The sequence below is a fragment of the Njordella calcicola genome, from assembly GCF_056494125.1.
Window position 1 is genome coordinate 2,329,798 of sequence record NZ_CM151396.1, and the last position, 19,249, is coordinate 2,349,046.

Genomic DNA, 19,249 nt, shown 5'->3' on the forward strand with positions numbered 1-19,249 from the left:
GAAGATGACGCGCTCGCATTCACAGTCCACACCATCTAATTTCATGTCGTCTAACAGGAATCACTTGAGTATGCCTCGCAACATTCATTTTTTTCATTGCCCGTCGGTCGCTAGGTATTTGCATACGCGGCGAACCGTCGTCCGTTGTATGCTCCAGCTTGTTGGATTCCTGGCCGCAGTTGGGCTCGGAAGTGCCATTGGTCTGGCCGAGCAGTTTGTGCTGTTTGATGTGACCTTTGACTACACCAAAGAAGACGCGGACAACTCCAAGCCCAGTAAGTCGCACTACTACATCAAGGATAAAGCGATCACCAGTAAGTGGCCCAAAGATTGGACTTCACCGATCGATTATCGAAATGGTACTGTGCATGTACGGCTTGAAGTGCTAGAAAAACCTGCTGGCGGTGAACCGACAACTTGGAGCGTTTGTTACATTCCTAATAAAGGCCAAAAGAATGGCTACGGTTGCTTGGGGACTGACGTGTATCGCGAAAAAGGTATCTATGAGAAAGATATATCGATGCGATCGTTCTGGGAGCATGATTCGATCATATGGAGTGAAGGGATCAAGCAAATGGACTTAGTCATGAAGGACAACAGCGGCGGATCGGGGCATGCTCACAAGCGAGCAGATGCCGAGAAATTCTTTCCAACCAAGGTACGCATGACGTTGATCCAAGTTTCAGCCGGCGACAAGTACGATCCGAGCGTGTTGGAAGTTAAGCCGTAAGAACGAACGGTTTGACCACAATCATTTTCATTTGAGAACCTATCGAAAAGCCGCTTCGCAGATGAGACGTCGGAGTGCCCACGATGAAAGTATGTTATGCCTAAGCTAGCTGTATTCCCGAAGGCCTTCATGCAAGCGCTTTGCAAAGATGGCTCGATGACGGTTTCCCAATGGATTCAATTGGCCGGACAATTGGATGTCCAGGGGATCGAATGGTATGCCGGCTTTCTTGAAATGGCAGACCAAAGGAACTGGCCTCGGTTTCGACGCGAAGTGGAAGACACGGGTAAAGTCATCCCGATGATGTGCTGCTCGCCCGATTTTACGCATCCGGACGCTGCCTTCCGGGCCAAAGAGATCGCCAAACAAAAGCAGTGGATCGAGATGACAGCTCAGTTGGGCGGTTCGTATTGTCGAGTGCTCTCTGGACAACGTAGACCTGAGTTGTCGATTGACGAAGGTGTCAAACTAGCGGCGGATGCGATCCTTGAATGCTTGCCCTATGCAGCATCGATGAACATCACGTTAATCCTCGAGAACCATTACAAAGATGACTTTTGGGAGTATCCTGAGTTCGCTCAAAAGATGGAGGTCTTCTGTAAACTGGTCAATAGCATAGACCACCCGAACTTTGGCGTGAATTATGATCCCAGCAATACGTACTTGGCCGGTGAAGATCCTGTCGAACTGTTGAAACGTGTTTCGTATCGCGTGGTGACGATGCATGCGAGCGACCGATACTTGAAAGAGGGTACGCTCGAGGATTTGCGACGCGAAGAAGGCGGTGCAACCGGTTATGCCAAACGGCTCAGCCATGGCGAAATCGGTAAAGGGTTAAACGACTATGATGCAATCTTTACGGAGCTAGTACGTGTTAAATTCGATAGTTGGATTAGTATCGAAGACGGCGTAGACGGCATGGAGCAACTGGAACGCAGCGTCGGATTTTTGAAACGCAAGATTGCTGAGTATTGGCCACAGCCATACTCGTGAAGGTCGCCCTTCACGGTATGCTGTCGCATTTCACAAGTCGAATCTAGAACGACATCGATTCAACGCGATCGATCGAGTAATCTTGACCATCAATCTGAACGCGATCGGCCATGATGATGCGATGGCCATGCGTCTGAATGGGCACACCTTGTACGACCACTTTCGTATTCGCTGAGATCTTTCCTTTATAAGTCTTAATTGGTCCCAGATCAACCAACTGCTTGCCTTCACCCGATTCTAGGACCGCGATATAGTGCGGGACCGAACGAATCTCCGTCTCCTGAATATCGATTACTTGACCGCGCAAAGTGTTGCCACTACCGCGTTGGATTTGAATCCTCTGCCCACCATCCAACTGGACTGAATCGGCAACCAATAAACGCTTCTCGCCAACTTCTTCCAGCCAGCCTGTGGCAGTCAGCCGCTGACCAACAGCCACTCGCGCCTCACGCAAATCTTGCACGGGCCCCAAGTCGATGATACCGGGATTATTCTGATCGGTGGTAACTTGCACAATCAAATGGTCGGAGCCACCGACTTTCGAATTCTTCGTAGCTTCAATCGTGCCCTGGACGGTATAACGCTTCGATTCCGCGGGGCCAGTGTAACGGTCATCTTGATCGTCAGCAGCCCCCGAGAAATCTAAGCGATCGTATTCGTCGTAGTTGCCGTCGCTGTTGGAGTCACGGAAACGAGCATACGAGTCGTAAACGCCATCACCGTCGGAGTCAAAATAGCGAATAGCTGCGCCATACCCAGTGTCGGTAGTAGAACTGTAGTAGGTGGGAGCTAACGAGTAGTAATCGTAAAACCACTGTGCATTGGGGGAATTGTCGCGGAAACCGTAGTTGGTTTGAGCTTGTGTTTGCACGCGAGGCGGGGCAACCGCGTCCGCCGCCCGATCCAGCGCGCCGGCGGCTGCAGCGCGAATGCCGTTACGGTCCAGCCAAGGCGTAATCTGTTGCCAAGATTGTTCATTGTAATAGTCACCACGATTGACCTGCCGCTGGAGTTGCCTGGTGTTCCTCTCGGCGCGACGCTCAAGCGATCGTTCGGTTTGAGCCAAACAGAAGCTGCTTCCCAGCAAGGAACTTAACGCGATGCTAGTATAGCTTAGTATTCGAAAATGCATTTTCATAGTAGTGGGACTCCAACGGTCTCGGTACACGGGTAAACAATGTGAGTGCATGATTTATGCTATCATGCCAATTCGTTGAGTAAGCAATGGCAATGCCAACGTCACGAAGGCTGCGCATTTGGAAGAAGATTTCAATATGGAACTTGATCAGCTACGTTATTTTCTGAAAGTCGCAGAAACGGAGAACTTCACGAAGGCCGCTGAAGAACTCTGTGTATCTCAGCCCGCGCTCAGTCGCTCCATACAAAAGCTGGAAGAGGAATTAGGGCAGCCCGTCTTTGAACGAAAAAGTCGAAAGTTAGAGCTTACCGATACCGGACTGTTGTTTCAGTCACGTGCCAGGCAAATCATTTCGATCATTGAAGACACCAAAGCAGAAGTGTCAGACGATGGAAAAAGTGGCACCATCCGTGTAGGAGCAATCCCTACCATTGCTCCTTATTTTCTGCCATCGTTGTTGCAGTCCTTCAGCCACGCGTACCCGAAGGCGAATGTGGTTGTTCAGGAAGACACCACCGACAACTTGTTAAAACGTTGCTCGCACGGCGAACTGGATGTTGGGATCGTGGCGTTGCCTATCATGGCCAAGTACTTGGAATTAGAGATGCTTTTTGAAGAAGAGTTACTGCTGGTGCTGCCCCCAACGCACCCGTTAGTCGCCAAGCCAAAGATCTCGCTGCGGGATATTGAGTCGTTGCCTTTCGTATTGTTAGATGAGGCTCATTGTTTGACCGATAACATCGTGTCGTTTTGTCGTCAGAAGTCCTTTCAGCCCGTATCTGTTGAGCGGACTAGTCAATTGGCTACGGTTCAAGAATTAGTCGCTTTGTCACACGGCATATCCATGGTGCCGGCGATGGCGCAGCGGATAGACTTGACTGACCGCCGCGTCTATCGGTCTCTCTCTGGCAGAAAACCAACGCGCAAGATCGCTTTAGCTACGAATCCTTATCGGTTCCAAAGCAAGTTATTGAATGCATTTATTGCCCATTGTCGTTCACTTGCCGCGACGCAGCCAAGCTGTGAATTTCGATAGTCTTCGATCGCTCCGCGATCGAAACCGTTTTTCCGTCGTCGATTGCTCCGCGATCGAAACGGCCTAGATCGTATAGTTTGCGGAGCAAACGACGACTATCACGCCACGTATATAAATCACAGCCTAAGCGCGAAAATGAGCTCGGCTTTATTCATTCCACTGCGGCCTGCAATATTGTGTTGGGCAGCTAGGTTACGCAGTTCTGCTACGGTGCGTTCCTCAAGTGCGGTGTTGGGATTACCGGTTCCTTGGGTCGTCTTGTTGGGCGTGCGACCTTCCTGTCGCCGTTGCTTGTTCACTGTGCGTGCAGCAAGCTCTTCTGCCTTATCCTCAGAACTACCGCGATCAAGCTGACTCTCCTTAATATGTTCATACTTGCGCTGGTCCTTACTAGTCCAACTTGGCACGATCAATTACCTCAACCATATGGCATCTAAATTGGAGTGCGTCCACCGGTAGCACCGAACACTTCTGCTGTGACATAGCTTGCTTCTGGAGAAGCCAGCCAGACGTACAACGGAGCGAGTTCCGCAGGTTGGGCTGGTCGTTCGAACAACGTATTCTCACCAAAGTGCTGCGCTTTCTCAAGCTCGACGGTGCTTGGAATCAGCGGAGTCCATACCGGGCCCGGCGCGACCGCATTGACTCGCACCCCGTGATTGATCGCCAGTTGTGCCAGGCCCTTGGTCATGCTGATTAAAGCGGACTTGCTGGCTGCATAGGGCAACAGTTCAGGCGATGGCGTATAACCTTGAATCGATACAGTATTGATGATACTGCCTCCCGGTGACATCTTCGGTATCGCTTCGCGGCAGATCCAAAAGGTGGCGTAGACATTGGTTTTAAACACTCGATCAAAAGCTTCTGTCGAAACGTCTTCAATCGATTCTCGGGTTTGTTGATAGGCTGCGTTGTTGACGACAATGTCAAGTCGCTTAAAGGTGTCCAGGGCCTTGCCTACCAACGACTTGCAGAATTCCTCATCACACAAATCGCCCCCCACGGTGAGTGCTTTTACGCCAGCTTCCTCTACAAGTTTGGCCGATTGTCGCGCATCTTCTTCCGATTGGTAGTAGTTGATCACGACGTTAGCGCCCTCTCGAGCGTAAGCGATCGCGATTGCACGACCAATACCACTATCTCCCCCTGTGATTAGAGCAGTCAGCCCCTGAAGTTTACCGGAGCCCTTGTACGATTTTTCTCCGTGGTCCGGTTTCGGATTCATTTCAGCGGTATCGCCGGGCAGATCAATCGCCTTCTGTTTTTTAAAAGGTGGTTTCGCGTAAGCTTCGCGGGGGTCGACCAGTTCGATAGTTTGCATACGTGCGTTCCTTTGTCCTTGATGGGTTCAAACATACCAGTTGAAGCGTGCTAACATATACGCAAAAGCGATGCCCAATTGAGCCGCGAGCATGTCGCTCGCACGACTATGCAGGAAACCATATGCCGAGCCGCGAGCACTAATACATCCGCTATGAACTACCATTTATTGTCAAATCGCTTTTTGACTTGATCAACGACTTGCGATCGGCTGTCAACGGCGTGAAGCCCTTCGTTGCTTTCAATTTCGTAGATTGTGTGAGAGAGTTCGGAGTCTTTGATTACGCCTTCAAACCATTTGGAGTAATCGTGACGTCGCAAATGGAACAGCCAAGTTTCTTCATCTAATCCTTCTGCTAGTTCCATAAATCTTTTGAGGTTTGTAGCCGCCAAATTCAATTTGCACTGCGCGCCTCGGAAAACGAATTGCAGTTCGCGGTCCATCTCTCCTTCAAGCAGGCTGTGTCGATGACGCCTGCCATCCATTTCGGGTTTAAGTCGGGAGAACCACAATGCGTTCGTATTGGAGCGTTGCCATGCAATCGCGTGGTGCTCGTTCTGGTCATGTAGATCGGCGAGCTTCGGCAAGCCCACTCCAACTCGATCGCAGTACGCTTGAAGATCCGCTTGAGGAGTATCAGAGATAGATATCACCCAGTCCATGCTTTCGAGGACTGACTTGGAAACGCGGTCATCGAAGGCCGTAATGAACATGATCGACTTTAAGTCGGCTGGGTTCCACTGATTAGCGGGTTGCCAATCTGCTGGAGCGGCATAATGTGCTTCGTCGACAATGATCCAGTGAGGGCGAGCAGTGCGACTGCGGAGTTCACCCAAGGCTCGCAAAAGCCGATTGAAGTACTCGGGCCGATCTTTCTTATCCAACGCGAATGAACTCACAATGCAATGTTGGCCTGGTTTCTCAAGAAAGTTGATAACCTCGTCTACCGTGGGGGCCCGTTCTGCAGATCCCAGGGTAACGGCGCGGGCGATCCCTTGATAATCACCTTCAGGATCCAAGATGCAGCTTTGTGCACCACGTTCACTGAGTTGTTCCAGGAACTGTGTCGCAAACTTGCTCTTGCCTCCGCCCGGTCCCCCGGTCACCAACATGCTTTGTCCTGTCATAGGGACACACAATGGATGCTCATCCAACATGACTCCAAAGGGTACTGCATAACGCATTGGGTTAGCTATCGACTTGAGATCGTCGTTGAGCAGCATTTCGCAGAGCTCTTCTACGCCCTCGCCGCGGGCTCCTTTAGTCACATAATCACAGATTCTTTTCACAGGCTCAAGAGCGTTGGCTACCGCCACGGAAAAGCCCGTCATGCGCATCATGGCTTCGTCGTTTTCAGCATCGCCGACGCTGACGGTGTTCAACGGTGAAATCTGCAATTCCTTTAAAGCCGCTTTCAATCCCAGTGCTTTATTGCATCCGCTGGGCAACAGCATCACCGCATCCTTGTTAAATATGATTTGAAGATCGATTGCCAGTTCGCTGATCACATCCAAAGCGATCGCTTCATAGGGACGCCACGTTGCGACAATAACCCGCCCAGACTCCAAACGATCTACGCCGCGAGCCCGCATGCGAGCAAGCAGTTCAGGCGGCGGCGGCTCGGCGAGCAGTTCTTCGCTTCCCGTCTCCGGGCAATATAAAAGCACGCCATTTTCCGCAACGACACTTTCAAACAAGCTGATATCAGGAAACAAATCGAGCAGCGGTTCCAGGCGGCGTCCAGATACCAAGACTAATTTTCGACCTGAATCACGCACTCTGCGGAGTGCATCAATCGTGCTGGGTGTTACCATACCATGTTCGGCGAGCGTTCCGTCAAAGTCGGCTGCTAGTACGTGGAATTGCATAGAATGTGGCCTGTTGGAGAAACAATCTCAAAATCTGCTTGCGAGTCAATCATCTGTGGCAGAAGCCAACTTCCGACCAACGAACATCGGGCGTTTACGTGAAGCAATATGCGGTAGACGCAAATAACATGCCTTCGAAACCATGTCTGTTGGCATCCCCTTTGCATCGCCTTTTGACAGTGAGCTCGAGTCGGGCGGCGGTAATTTGTTGCAAAGAATTGGAAGTGTAACAGCGGGAAAGAGTTCGGGCGTTTCCCTCGCTTACGCATCGGGTTGTGCGCGATCAGGCCTTTTTGAACTAGTTAGCGCCGGCAACTTGAGAAACGATGCACCTTTAGAAACAGAGCCTTGTATGAACTTGAATAGCAAAAGGATGGAGATATGAAAGCGATCACTTACCGAGAATATGGCGACGCTTCTGTTCTCCGCTGGGGCGAAGTTGATGCTCCAAAAGCGTCAGAGAGTCAGGTACACATTGACGTGAAGGCTTGCAGTGTCAATCCAATTGATTGGCGACTGCGACGAGGGGAAGCTCGGATGTTGATGCCGTTCGGTTTCCCGCGAATACCCGGCTATGATGTAGGCGGGGTGATTCGGGGCGCGTCGGCCAACAGTGGCTTTATGGTGGGTGATCGAGTGGCCGCATTCTTAGATCACGTCACTGGCGGAGCTTATGCAGAACAGGTTGTTTGTTCGCCCAAGGTCGTTGCACGCATTCCGGAAAAGATGTCGATGCAAGAAGCCGCTGCGATCGGGCTAGCTGGTTCGACGGCTTTGCAATGTCTGCGCGATTATGGTCATGTCGGGAATGGGCAACATGTAGTGGTGACGGGGGCAAGTGGCGGGGTCGGTGTGTTCGCGATTCAGATTGCCAAAGCTAAGGGGGCCCGGGTGACCGGGATTGCCAGCGGCAAGAATGAAGAGCTGGTCCGATCGCTGGGAGCCGACCAGTTTGTAGACTATCACGAGGAGAACTATCTGCGAAAGATCGACCCTTGCGACATCTTCTTCGATGCGGCGGGAAAGTCGTGTGTGTCCAAAGCCCGCTTGGTCATGCGTGATGACGCTCGATTCGTGACGACCGAGCCAAGCTTGAAGTATATCGGCATGACCTTGTTGGCTCGATTGCATTTGGCATCACCGTTCTCAACCATGCTGGTGCGGCCAAGTGGGCGGGATTTGCGAGAGCTTATTCATCTGTGGGAAACAGAACGAATGAAAGTGATCTTAAACCAAGAGTTCGCTTTAGACCAAGCTGCTGCTGCGCATCGACATGGCGAGCAAGGCTTGGGCGTTGGTAAAATCGTGTTGAATGTTCCCGAAGCAGTTGGTGGTTCGTAGTATCGGCTTTAGGCGGAATGGAAGGTCTTACAATTCAACGGTCTGATCCCGCGGACTGTATTCCAACTCGAATTACCCTTGCGGGATTTCGCGTTGCAGCTCAAAGCGTTGAACAATGTTGAGATCTTTGGTGAACATTCCCAAGCTCCAAGAGTTCTTGGAGACAGGGATGGTGATCGTGACTCGCACTGCGGCGCTTGTCATCAGCACGTCGACGTCCGCGTTACGGTTCGCTCCAGTCGCTTTCAAGAGGCGGTTCGCTTCTTTGACACCGTCGGCAGGCGTACCTCCTGGAATGATACACGCTCGTGCTGCTTCATAGGCCGCATTGGACGCAGTATGCCTCAGAAAGTTGAGCCGAGTGACTTCAATTGCGCCGAAGAATAAAACCATGATGACAGGCACCACCACGGCGAATTCTACCGCAGTGGCTCCGCGTCGTTGGTTCTTACGGCTAAATGTTTTTCTGGGCATCTTAAAATCTTTTGTCAATATGCTATTCGATCATGACGACTTGAAGGCTCTTCGCAATATCGCGAAATGCAGCGCGTAGCTCTGCTTCATTCTGTGTCGAGAATGACATACCGCCCGTAATCTGCGCGACTTCTATCAAGTCTTGTTGCTCGGACGTCAGCATGGACACCGTGTGAACTACGATCCCAGCATTTCTTGCGTCAAATGCGGCTAATCGCGGCAAACGACCATCATTCCAAGCACCATCGGTGAACAGGATAATGACCTTGTTGGCCAGTGATCGAGTGTTCGCACCCCTCATCTCTTGGATTGCTAAATCGAGTCCAGCGGATAGGTTGGTGCCACCCATCATTGGGCTGTTACCAAGCTGTGTAATTGCGTTGGTAACCACCTGACGTTGTGCTACAAAGTTGCTTACACTTGGCAACGATGCGTCAACGCGAGCTGCGGGGAAAACGGTGCTGGGTGCAATAGGCATGGTATAGTTCGATCCCCAAGTTACAAGCGAGGTATAAGGGGCAGGGTTGTATTGTTCTACCTCATTGTAGAAATCATTGATTGCTCTTCTAAGTACAGCCCAACGGCTAGCTGTAGGATGAGGAGGCGACAAGTGATATTGCCAAGTCACCCCCCAAGCCGTGAAGTTGCTTAAGTTTGGATTGTTCGGTGGATAGACAAAGTCGGTCCCGGACATATCGAACAGCATGGAACCTGAGCGGTCCAAACAAATGCAGACATCGATCTCTTGTTGCCCAGCGATCGCTTTGTAGTCAGCGGAGAATGTTTTCGTTCCGAGAACGTTCCCGAAAAACAAGCCGACATTTTCGGCTCTTGCGTCAACTCGCAGCGAGTTAAATGGCGTAGCACCTTGTTGGAATTGCCATTTACCGTTGGCGCCCGCCTGCGAGCGGCCTAGCAGAATATCGTTTTCGGTTAGCTTTAGACTTTTGCCGCCGACCTTATTGTCTGCTGCACAAGCGATGGCGGCCGCGATTGCAGCGTCAACATTCTCCGTCCGCGAAAGAGCTTCCGCGCCTGCTTTTGCCGACGCGTCCGTCGCAGCTCGCAACTCAGTGCGAATCAATTGGATGTATGCGTAATCCACGGTCACTCCCGCCGTAACCATGAAGACGCCAATCATGGCCAGCAGCAAAATACCAGCGGCACCTTTGCGATACTCGCTCGATATGGTTCGAAAGTTCTCAAGTGATTTCCACATGTGTTTTGCTCCGAGACAAAGTACTGACGGGTCTTCTGCGTTTCGTGTTTCGAGTTGCGTGTTGTGTGTCTCTATAATCGCACCATAACGACCGATTGTTCGAACTGTCGATCAATCAAAAAACGAGCAGGGTTCACTGATTTGTTTTTGGGATTGGCGCTCACCGTGACTTTGATGCTGGTACCACGCGGTGTCTGTGAATTGATGCTAGGAGTAATGGTGATCAGTGCGTCTTCAATCCCCTTATTCTTAAGCACCTCTTGGGCACGATTCCTTGCATCTGCTTCGGTTGCGCCGGTACGAGTTGCTGCTCGAGCCCCTTCGTAAGCAGCCACGGATAGGGCCTGCTTCATGAAAACGCCGTTGGCTAGTTCGATGGAACCAAACACGATCATGACCGCCAATGGCAAGACCACAGCGGTTTCTACCGCTGCGGCGCCCAGCCGACGACGCACACTCAATCGCTTTGTCGAGCGATCGGATGCGCGTTCTCGTTTCATCGTAAGTAGGGACCGAAAATTTGATGTCATTGGTGATCAAAATAGGATCGTGGATTTGGACCTCTGCTTGGAGCATAGGTTAAAAACCACATACTTGACCAAGAATTAGCAATTAGACAGCGAGTATTTTCGCTTCCTAAAGCAACAGCGGCGCAGAATGGTCGGATTGAACCAAGAGTATCGATTGTACCGACCGGAGAAGCTCGTCTGCCGAGCCTTTATGGCGTGAAAACTCAGCGATTCTTAGCGGGGACGCTGGAAGATATCGAAATCGCGCGGCGACTGGATCGGCTGTGCCGTGGGCACCTGGTTGGGATTGGTAGGCGTGTTTGAATTGTTAAACGGCTGCAAGCCAGGAGCCTGATTTGGAGTCGTTTTCGCAGGAGCGTTCGGCTGGAAATTTTGAGGCAGACCACCGTTGATGTTGGTGGTCGAAAGCTGCATCTCGCCAGTCCTCAAGTGAATCAGCCCGTCCAGCAGGTTCAACTGCACGCCGCGCGGCTCTGCTGGCGTTGCGGCTTTGCGCAAAACGGCCGGTCGACTTGGAACGCCCGTCACCTTCAAGACATCATTCAACGCGTCATAGCGGCCCTCGGTTGCGGTCACGTTGTACATACCCTGTTCGGTATTCGCGTCCACAATAACATTGCCCAAAGCAATGAGTTCCCAAGCAGCTTTGGTACTGCCCGGGAATCGTTTCTCCATATCTAGCACCCAAGGCCGGTCCTTGGTGCTATAGACCGACAACTGGTTTGTTTCAAGTTTTGTTTGTCCAGCGGCGGGCATATTGATACGATCGACATTCAAAGCATCAGTCCAAGTGCTAATGGGTCCCATTACGGCAGCGACGTCTTGTCTAAAAGTAACACGGTTCTCGCTATACGAACCATCCATTTCTCCAAGGTAAGTTAGATGAATACACTGCAGCGCGGTCGTCGCTGATGGCGTTCCGTTGGCAAGTAATGCGTTTGACGCATCAGCACTAGACGATGGCTTGGCAGAACCGTCTTTGCTAACACGCCGCGATAAAAGGCTGCCAGGGCCAGCGCCCTTTAAGGTTTGTTGCTGTGGGAAAATCGTCAATAAGGGAACTTGCAAATGTTCCACGGAACTGCGCTGAAGCTGAAGATTTGTCTGAGCGGCCACTACGTTGACATTGCCAGCCAACTGCACGGTTTGGACTTTGGTCGGTTCGCTATTATTCTTTTGGTCAAAGGCTGACCCAGTAACCTCTACGTACATTTCTTGACTGTCTGATTCCAAGTGCCAGAGGGTCTGTGGGTCGCTTTGGTAGACGCCGCGAATCGCAACCCCTTGATTCAGTTTGGCCAAGTGCCCGTCGAAGGTCATTTGGCCATTCCACTTCACTTTGGGAGCTTCCAACCACTGGCCGCCAGCAGGCAATGCCTTTTGTGTTTGAGGGTTCATTAGCGGAGGTGCTTGGAGGGACGAGTTCACTAGTCTGGGGTCCGGAGTTGTGGCTTGTACCGATTGTGCAAGCAACTCAGGTGGAACTGTCATCTCCCCCGCTTGATCCATGTATAACAGTTGCCGATGCTGGTCAAAATGAATGCTGTTGCCGATCACATTGCCTCCGCCGATCAGGACCCGAGCGGGCTGTCCATAGATATGGAAGATCATCTGATCGCCGTAGCTATCTTCCAACTCGATCTGGTCACCTGTGATCGTTGCCGGTAGCGCAAACGAAGGACTGACCTGCTCTTTGGTCATGGTCACGTCCCCTTGCAACAATAGATGATTGATGACCGGATCACGTCCTGGAGCAAGCGTCAGTTTGGCTTCCAGCGTAGCACCGGTCACGGTGGTTACGTCTGAGATCAGCGGACGTTGCTGAGCGGCAACGGGAGTGACAGCAGGTGCAGATCGAACCAGGCCATTGGGGGCGGGCAACGGACTGAGCGGTGCGGCTGAGCTGGAAGTGCTGGATGCAATCGCCGGGGCAGCAGCAGGCATTGGCGTGCCGGTATTCGCGGGATTCTCCGGTTGATGGATGACCGTGGTGTTGACCAGATTTGAGCTGCCAGCAGTAGCGTTTGGTACGGCAGATCCGCTGGCCGCTGTGGCTAGCTCATGCGTGAACCAAAGCTTGAGTGTGGCGACTTGAGCGCGCAGTGACGGAGAGGTCACAATCACATCCTGGAAGGCTTGGAGACGAGTTGGAAGGTACTGCGAATCGCGTTCGCCAGCCACTGCCTGCGCAGCGTCGTTGACATTCAGGGAGGCATTCTTTAACCAGACCTCGAATTTCTCCGCTGTAAAGCGTCCCTGACGATCGCTGCGGATTTGAGCTGCACCTTCAACGGTCACTAAGTCTTCCGTATCGTCGGGGCGCATCGTTAGCACATTCGCCCAATTGGCTGTCCAAGTCTCGCCAGTGCTGGTCACCGTCGTAGCTTCGCCCGGTCCTTGCGCCCAAAGAAATCCTAAATGTTCCGGCTGATCCGAAGGACTGTCCTCTGCAGTTGGGGCCATCTTGTAGTCGAGCTTCGGCGTCCAAACCTGCAAGTTCTCTCGGCGTAGATAGACCGGAGAGGATTCAATCGTTGTTTCCGATGGAAGTTGATTGGCAAGTCGCACAGCGTTCTCCTTCAGCAGAACATTGATCCAGCGAGTCTTGCAAGTTGCTAGGAAGTTAGGAGCTACAATTTCAATCCAACGGCTCTCATCGTTGGTATTATCGGTACTCTTCCCGAACGCTTCGACACGTTCAAGCGCCAGCAGTCCATCTTGGAATACAAATTCCGCTTGCCCAAGATCCGGTGCATCCGCTTGAACTGAAGGGCTTTGTTTTCGGTACGCGAATTGTAGATCTACTCTGTCCGCTTGGATCTGGTCGGTCGGAAAACCAGGCAGGAGGTGTCGCACGACAACGCGATCATTCAAGGACGCAAGCATGCGTTGGAAGTCGAAATGGAAGGACTTCTTGCATTGAACGTTCAAGCGAGCTGAGGGAAGCGTGCTATTGTCCTGTCGCAGGTTCGCTTGACGCTGAGCAACTTGTTTTTGAAGGATACCGCCGTTCTCCAGTTCAATATCGACATGTTTTACGTAGATAATCTCAAGGTGATCTAGGCTTGCAAAGGGGCCATCGCCCATCGCAGGTTCGGTGCGCTTGCCCAATATATTGTGACTCGCTGTAAATACGAAATCGCGTCCCTCGAACACGGAGTTACCGAAGTTCATCACAATTTCCTGCGGACTCCAGATGCGGTTGCCATCGATTTTCAAGTGGCTCGTTTTACCCTCCATCTTGATAGCGCCAGGCACGCCCTCGCGTAGCTCAAGGGATCGAATCAACACGTCGCCTTCCAGATGCACACTGGACATGGAAGCATTCTGCTCGCCACGGCTTAGCAAGGAGACGTCGGAATCAAATTGAACCTCCGCACCATCAGGGTTCTCGATAATGATGACCGAACTCGGAGTATCGATATCCTTTCCGCTTTGAGGAACCAAGACTGTCAGCGGCTTGAGCTTGTAGCGGCCAGGTCCAAGGTTCTCGAATGATTGATACAGAATCTCTGCGCGCTTGGTCAATAAACGTTCCGGCTGCTGGCTTTGCCAACTGCTTTTGGAGTACAACTGCGACCACCACTGCGAGGATCGATCAACCCGCACAAAGTTCTCGGTCAGCTTCTTCTCTCCACTGGATTCCCATTGCACCCATGGGTTGATCGCAACGTAATATACCGCCAACGCGGTGCATACGATCGACAACATTCGTAAGTATTCGCGAAGGAACATCGCGGGCGCAGTCAAGTTCTAACAGGGGGAGTGGAACGAGTCGCAGTCAGCTCCTGAACGAAGGTCGAGGAGTGTACGTCATGCGCACCCAAGACTTGGTTTGGAATGGGAGCATTACCAACGAGACTGACTGTGGCTATAATTTCCATCTGTAGCAAAAAGAGGTGCCTAATCGAAATGGCGTCTGCGATGCTAGCTTTAGAATTTGAGAATTTTCTGGGATCGTAGAAGCAAAGAACTGTATTGACTGCTAAACCTGAACATACGCAAGCGGCCGGAAAGGTGTATTTGGTAGGTGCGGGACCTGGTGATCCGCAACTGTTGACGCTTCGTGCCGCGGCGTTGCTGGGCCAGTGCGATGCCGTTCTGTACGACGCTCTGGCCAATCCGTCGATCTTGTCACACGCGGGTCCGAATACGGAAATGATCTCGGTCGGGAAACACGGCCAAGGGCGTGTTTGGACACAGACTGAGATTCATCAAGAGATTCTTCGGCTGGCGTTGCAGGGGAAATCCGTGTTGCGTTTAAAGGGCGGTGATACCTCCATCTTCGCTCGAACCGGAGAAGAGATCGAGTTTCTCTTGGAGCATCAAATCAGTTTCGAAGTGGTGCCGGGAATCACAGCGGCGGCGGCAGCTTCGGCCTATGCTGGTATCCCACTCACTCATCGTGACTGGTCATCGGCGGTTGCTTTTGTGACGGGTCACCAACAATCAACCGATGGCGCTGACGAAGCGGAAGATGACCTCGACTGGAACGCTTTGGCCAAGTTCCCGGGCACGCTAGTTCTTTACATGGCCGTCACCAATGCGAACCGTTGGAGCCGAGCGATGATCAAAGCTGGCAAGCCGGCCAATACGCCGGTTGCGATTGTTCGCAATGCAAGTCTGCCAACGCAACGCACTTGGACAACTACGTTGGCGGAGGTCGACAAAGTGATCCAGGGGCCACCGAAGTTGCGGCCACCGATCTTGTTCATCATTGGGCCTGTGATTCAATTGCAAGACGTCATGAGTTGGTATCCCCAAAGGCCTTTATTTGGTCGCTCAATTTTGTTGACACGTCCGGCCGGGCAGAACGAGAAGTTGGCTCAGGAGCTAATGCCGCTGGGTGCGAACGTTTTGATTCAACCCGCCATAGCAATTCAAGCCGTGCCACAAGCGAGCGAGCAATATCACGAGTTGGTTGACAGCATCCTTAGGTGCGAGCAGTATTCTTGGATTGTCTTCTCGTCAGCGCACGGCGTCCACCATTGGTTTCGGTTGTTTTACCATTTGAAGAAGGATATTCGCTTGCTGGGCGGCGCAAAGCTCGCGGGCGTGGGGCCGTCAGTAGCTGCTGCATTGTCTGAGTACCATTTGCCTTGCGAAGTTTGCTTAACCGCTGACTGTAACGCTCAAACATTAGCCGATAGAATGAAAGCCCAGCTTGCGTCTGAAGACAAATGTTTGGTCGTTTCCACCAACCGAGCGCGTGAAACTTTGCAGCAAGAGTTGGCCAAAATGTGCTCGGTGGAAACTGTGATCGGCTATCTCAGCCAGCCGATAGTGCATGCAGATGATTGGGTGCAAACGGATGTTCTGAAAGCTCGAAAGCCGATTTACATCACGGCGACCAGCACGGCTATTGCCGAAGCGGCCTTTTCACAAAACGCGGCTTTGAATGGCAATGATTTCGTTTGGTTAAGTTTGTCGGACCGAATTTCGCAACGATTGCAAGAGTTAGGCGCGCGGGATGTAGTCAAGCTTTCGCGGTTGAGCGCTGATGGCATTCAAGCGGCCGTGCTAGCTCATGAAAACCAGATTCAGGAAGCTTGATGACGCAGTTTGCATCGGAGAAATAATGGGTTTGTTTGATGGCACATTCTTGGAGCGACCTGTATTGTGTTCGCAATGCGGTGGGGATATCAAGCTGTGTGGCTGTCCGCCTTTGCCTGAACCGGAAATGGAGCCAGGCAAGCAATCCTTGCGGGTAAGCCTTGAGAAGCGTAAGAAGGGCAAGCTGGTCACGGCAGTCGTCGGATTCTCAGGAAGCAGTCAGCAAGTGGCTAGTGTACTAACTCAACTGAAGAATGCTTGTGGAGCGGGCGGTAGTTGCGACGAGGTCTCCTTGGAAGTGCAAGGCGATCATGTCCAGCGAGTTCGGTCCTTGCTACGTGATGCTGGCTACCGTGTGAAGTGATCTGGGTACGCATCGTATGGATTGCGGTTTATTAAATGGCTACCGACAGCTTGTTCATTTGCATCCGCAGTTTTGCGGCTGCTTCCTCTGGCATGATCGGATTAATAAAGCAATCAGATCCCCATTCAAAGCCAGCGACGCGCGTCAGTCTGGGGAACAGTTCCATACGCCAGTGGAAAACGTTATCCCAGTAGTCGTGGAATGGGCTGGTATGCAATACGAAGTTGTAAGCGGCACCTGGCAGCACCGTTTCTAACGACTGCAGCACTTGCCTGGTCAGCAATGCAAATTCGTTGAGCAACCGATCGTCGATCTCTTCGAATCGCGCTGAGGCGACACGCGGTAAAATCAACACTGTGTAGGGTAAGTACGAAGCGAACGGTGACAGCACGACAAAGTTCTTAGTCGTGGAGATGATACGATCGCTTTGTTGGATTTCGTTGTCGATGACATCGCTGAAATAACCACGGTCGTAGATACTGTGATACTGCTGCATGCGTTGGCAACTACGCAGCACATCTGGCGGTACAAAGTTCGCGGAGATCAACTGGCTGTGGGTGTGGTAGAGCGATGCGCCAGCGTCGTAGCCGACATTCTTAAAGATCACCGCGTAGTGCAAAGCGTTGTGAGCTCGCCAATAGTTTAAGCGTTGCCGAAATGCATCGAAGACCAAATACGTATGCTTGTCATCCAGTTGCGCCAGCGAAGACCGATGCTCAGGGCTTTCGATAATGACTTCATGAGCTCCCCGTAGCGTGCGGCGTCGAAATAGAATCGACTCGTTTTGCATGTCTTCGAGATCGACTTCGGAAGTTGAGTCGTATTCGATATCGTCATCGGTTTCAACGCTGTGGAGGGCCAGCGGCAGGCCTGGGACATTATGCAATCGCTGCAAAGCTGGATACTTGTTAGGCACCACACGCACAAGCCACGATTTGTTTTTGCGACTGCGATGCGGCAGTGACAGTACCGCGGAGGGAGTTTGCGCTTCCTTGCCTGCACAGAATGGGCAATTAGTTGCGTCAGTGGGTTCGTTTGGATAAGACCCAGCGTACTCGTCTGGACGGTTATTACGTCGAGGAGCGAAAATGACCCAACGGTCAGCTAACCAATCGTAGCGTGTTTCGCTCATGAGTTAGGACGCTCCCGTGAACTGCGTTCAATTCAGTGTTTGTAATGCCGCCGCGTACACTTTCTCGTATGCTGCCGCACTGTTATCCCAAGACCAATTCTGTGACATTCCGTTTAATACCAATTGATCCCAAATGTCGGGTTGTTCGTGATACAAACGCACTGCTTGTGACAAACAACTTTCTAAGCTCTCCGCATTGTACGCTTGAAATGAAAAACCTGTAGCCTCTGGTGCGTCTTTTTCTGAATGAAAACTCCGAACTGTGTCGACCAACCCTCCTACGGCATGAACAACCGGCAGGGTCCCGTAACGCAGCGAATAGAGTTGATTCAGTCCACAAGGCTCATATTGGCTGGGCATCAAAAACAGGTCGCTGGCCGCTTCGATCTTGTGGGCCAACTGTTCGGAGAACGTCAACAGGACCGCAATTCGATCGCCGAAACGTGAGCGGATTTGTAACAGCCAATCCTGGAAGCGTTCATCGCCGCTGCCTAGTACAACCCACTGCGCCCGACCTTGCTCCAGCCAACGCTCGATGACAGGTAAAGCGATATCCCAACCCTTCTGCGAAGCCAACCGCCCCACCATGCCGATTAAGGGCAACTGGCTGCTACTTGTTAAGCCCAACTCTTGTATCAGCGAGTCCTTGCACGCTCGCTTACCTGCCTTCCAGTTCGACACGTCAAAGGTGTGCGGTAGGTGTGCGTCTGTGGACGGGTTCCAGATCTCGTAATCGACGCCATTAACGATTCCGGTCAGCCGATCGCTGCGATCTCGCAGCACACCATCCAGCCCACAACCGAAGTCTGGGCGTTGAATTTCTTGCGCGTAATTTGGACTGACGGTCGTGATTTGGTCGGCGTAAACAATCCCCGATTTGAGGAAGCATAGATCGTTATAAAATTCTAAGCCATTGGCGTTGAAAAGTTCCCACGGAAGTCCGGTCATCGGGTAATCGGCTGCCCAGTAACGCCCTTGATAAGCCAAATTGTGGATAGTCATCACGGTCGCAGGGCTGGCACCATGCTCCAATCGCTCGACGCCAGACTTCAGATATGCGGGGATCAGCCCCGCCTGCCAATCGTGACAATGGACGATATCCAGTGGCAGTCGCAGTCGGCGTATGGCTTCCAACACAGCGCGGTTGAAAAACACGAAGCGAGCGCAGTTGTCTTGATAGTCTCCATGTCGATCACCGTACAGAAAATCGCGATCGAAGAACTGTGGTTGATCGATAAGATAGATCGGTAGGCTTCCACCTGCGATGGTAGTCCTCAGGACGCGGGCTGCCATCTGCTGCGAGCCCAACTGAATCGGAAAGCCCAGATGCAAGTCTTCAACCTCGATCGCTTGTCGCAGCACGCTGCGATAGGCGGGCAGGAAGACGCTAGCGCGATGGCCTCGCTTAATCAATTCCAGCGGGAGCGCTGCGAGCACATCGGCGAGTCCACCGGTTTTTGCAAGCGGGGCAAACTCACTGCTGACCATCGCGATATTCAGCGCGTTCATCAATCTCTCCAAAAAAGCCAAAACCCAAACTCATGTTGCGC

Annotated in this window: 16 protein-coding genes; 6 read left to right on the top strand and 10 right to left on the bottom strand. The window is 52.0% G+C overall.

Going from position 1 to position 19,249, the window contains the following annotated elements; genetic code table 11:
• The first annotated feature begins 70 nt into the window (after nt 1-70).
• Together SH302x_RS08740 and SH302x_RS08745 are read left to right on the top strand one after the other, a co-directional pair.
• On the top strand, nt 71-730 hold the full coding sequence (locus SH302x_RS08740; RefSeq protein ID WP_479368351.1) for a hypothetical protein: 660 nt from the start codon (nt 71-73) through the stop codon (nt 728-730).
• A gap of 96 nt (nt 731-826) precedes the next feature.
• Entirely contained in the window at nt 827-1,723 is an 897-nt protein-coding gene (locus SH302x_RS08745) for a sugar phosphate isomerase/epimerase family protein (RefSeq protein WP_479368352.1), read from the top strand.
• Nucleotides 1,724-1,766: 43 nt separating this feature from the next.
• Here SH302x_RS08745 and SH302x_RS08750 read toward each other — a convergent pair whose 3' ends face one another.
• A complete protein-coding gene (locus tag SH302x_RS08750; RefSeq protein ID WP_479368353.1) occupies nt 1,767-2,861 on the bottom strand; it encodes a hypothetical protein in 1,095 nt (364 codons plus the stop codon).
• 136 nt (nt 2,862-2,997) lie between these two features.
• Here SH302x_RS08750 and SH302x_RS08755 point away from each other — a divergent pair, with 136 nt between their 5' ends.
• On the top strand, nt 2,998-3,897 hold the full coding sequence (locus SH302x_RS08755) for a LysR family transcriptional regulator (protein ID WP_479368354.1): 900 nt from the start codon (nt 2,998-3,000) through the stop codon (nt 3,895-3,897).
• Between the two features lie 116 nt (nt 3,898-4,013).
• On the opposite strand, the gene SH302x_RS08760 is transcribed toward SH302x_RS08755, so the two are convergent.
• The 3 genes from SH302x_RS08760 to SH302x_RS08770 form a co-directional block, all read right to left on the bottom strand.
• A complete protein-coding gene (locus SH302x_RS08760; RefSeq protein ID WP_479368355.1) occupies nt 4,014-4,304 on the bottom strand; it encodes a Rho termination factor N-terminal domain-containing protein in 291 nt (96 codons plus the stop codon).
• A 26-nt stretch (nt 4,305-4,330) separates the two neighbouring features.
• A complete protein-coding gene (locus SH302x_RS08765; protein ID WP_479368356.1) occupies nt 4,331-5,218 on the bottom strand; it encodes an SDR family oxidoreductase in 888 nt (295 codons plus the stop codon).
• 158 nt (nt 5,219-5,376) lie between these two features.
• Nucleotides 5,377-7,086, bottom strand: a complete 1,710-nt coding sequence (locus SH302x_RS08770; protein WP_479368357.1) for an HAD-IIB family hydrolase — start codon at nt 7,084-7,086, stop codon at nt 5,377-5,379.
• Nucleotides 7,087-7,467: 381 nt separating this feature from the next.
• On the opposite strand from SH302x_RS08770, the gene SH302x_RS08775 reads away from it, so the two are divergent.
• Entirely contained in the window at nt 7,468-8,427 is a 960-nt protein-coding gene (locus tag SH302x_RS08775; RefSeq protein ID WP_479368358.1) for an NAD(P)-dependent alcohol dehydrogenase, read from the top strand.
• Between the two features lie 72 nt (nt 8,428-8,499).
• On the opposite strand, the gene SH302x_RS08780 is transcribed toward SH302x_RS08775, so the two are convergent.
• From SH302x_RS08780 to SH302x_RS08795, 4 genes are all read right to left on the bottom strand, one after another.
• Nucleotides 8,500-8,901: a TadE family protein gene (locus SH302x_RS08780; protein ID WP_479368359.1), complete on the bottom strand. Its 402-nt coding sequence runs from the start codon at nt 8,899-8,901 to the stop codon at nt 8,500-8,502.
• A gap of 22 nt (nt 8,902-8,923) precedes the next feature.
• Nucleotides 8,924-10,120 (bottom strand): VWA domain-containing protein, encoded by a 1,197-nt coding sequence (locus SH302x_RS08785; protein ID WP_479368360.1) that lies wholly within the window; start codon nt 10,118-10,120, stop codon nt 8,924-8,926.
• Nucleotides 10,121-10,191: 71 nt separating this feature from the next.
• Nucleotides 10,192-10,620, bottom strand: coding sequence for a TadE/TadG family type IV pilus assembly protein (locus SH302x_RS08790; RefSeq protein ID WP_479368361.1), 429 nt, complete (start codon nt 10,618-10,620; stop codon nt 10,192-10,194).
• 243 nt (nt 10,621-10,863) lie between these two features.
• Nucleotides 10,864-14,361, bottom strand: coding sequence for an LptA/OstA family protein (locus SH302x_RS08795; RefSeq protein ID WP_479368362.1), 3,498 nt, complete (start codon nt 14,359-14,361; stop codon nt 10,864-10,866).
• 267 nt (nt 14,362-14,628) lie between these two features.
• On the opposite strand from SH302x_RS08795, the gene cobA reads away from it, so the two are divergent.
• A complete protein-coding gene (gene cobA, locus SH302x_RS08800) occupies nt 14,629-16,203 on the top strand; it encodes a uroporphyrinogen-III C-methyltransferase (protein ID WP_479368363.1) in 1,575 nt (524 codons plus the stop codon).
• Entirely contained in the window at nt 16,178-16,567 is a 390-nt protein-coding gene (locus SH302x_RS08805; RefSeq protein WP_479368364.1) for a translation initiation factor, read from the top strand. Before cobA ends, SH302x_RS08805 begins: the two co-directional genes overlap by 26 nt.
• 31 nt (nt 16,568-16,598) lie before the next feature.
• Here SH302x_RS08805 and SH302x_RS08810 read toward each other — a convergent pair whose 3' ends face one another.
• Nucleotides 16,599-17,699: a galactose-1-phosphate uridylyltransferase gene (locus SH302x_RS08810; RefSeq protein ID WP_479368365.1), complete on the bottom strand. Its 1,101-nt coding sequence runs from the start codon at nt 17,697-17,699 to the stop codon at nt 16,599-16,601.
• Between the two features lie 27 nt (nt 17,700-17,726).
• Entirely contained in the window at nt 17,727-19,208 is a 1,482-nt protein-coding gene (gene glgA / locus SH302x_RS08815) for a glycogen synthase GlgA (protein ID WP_479368366.1), read from the bottom strand.
• Nucleotides 19,209-19,249 lie beyond the last annotated feature (41 nt).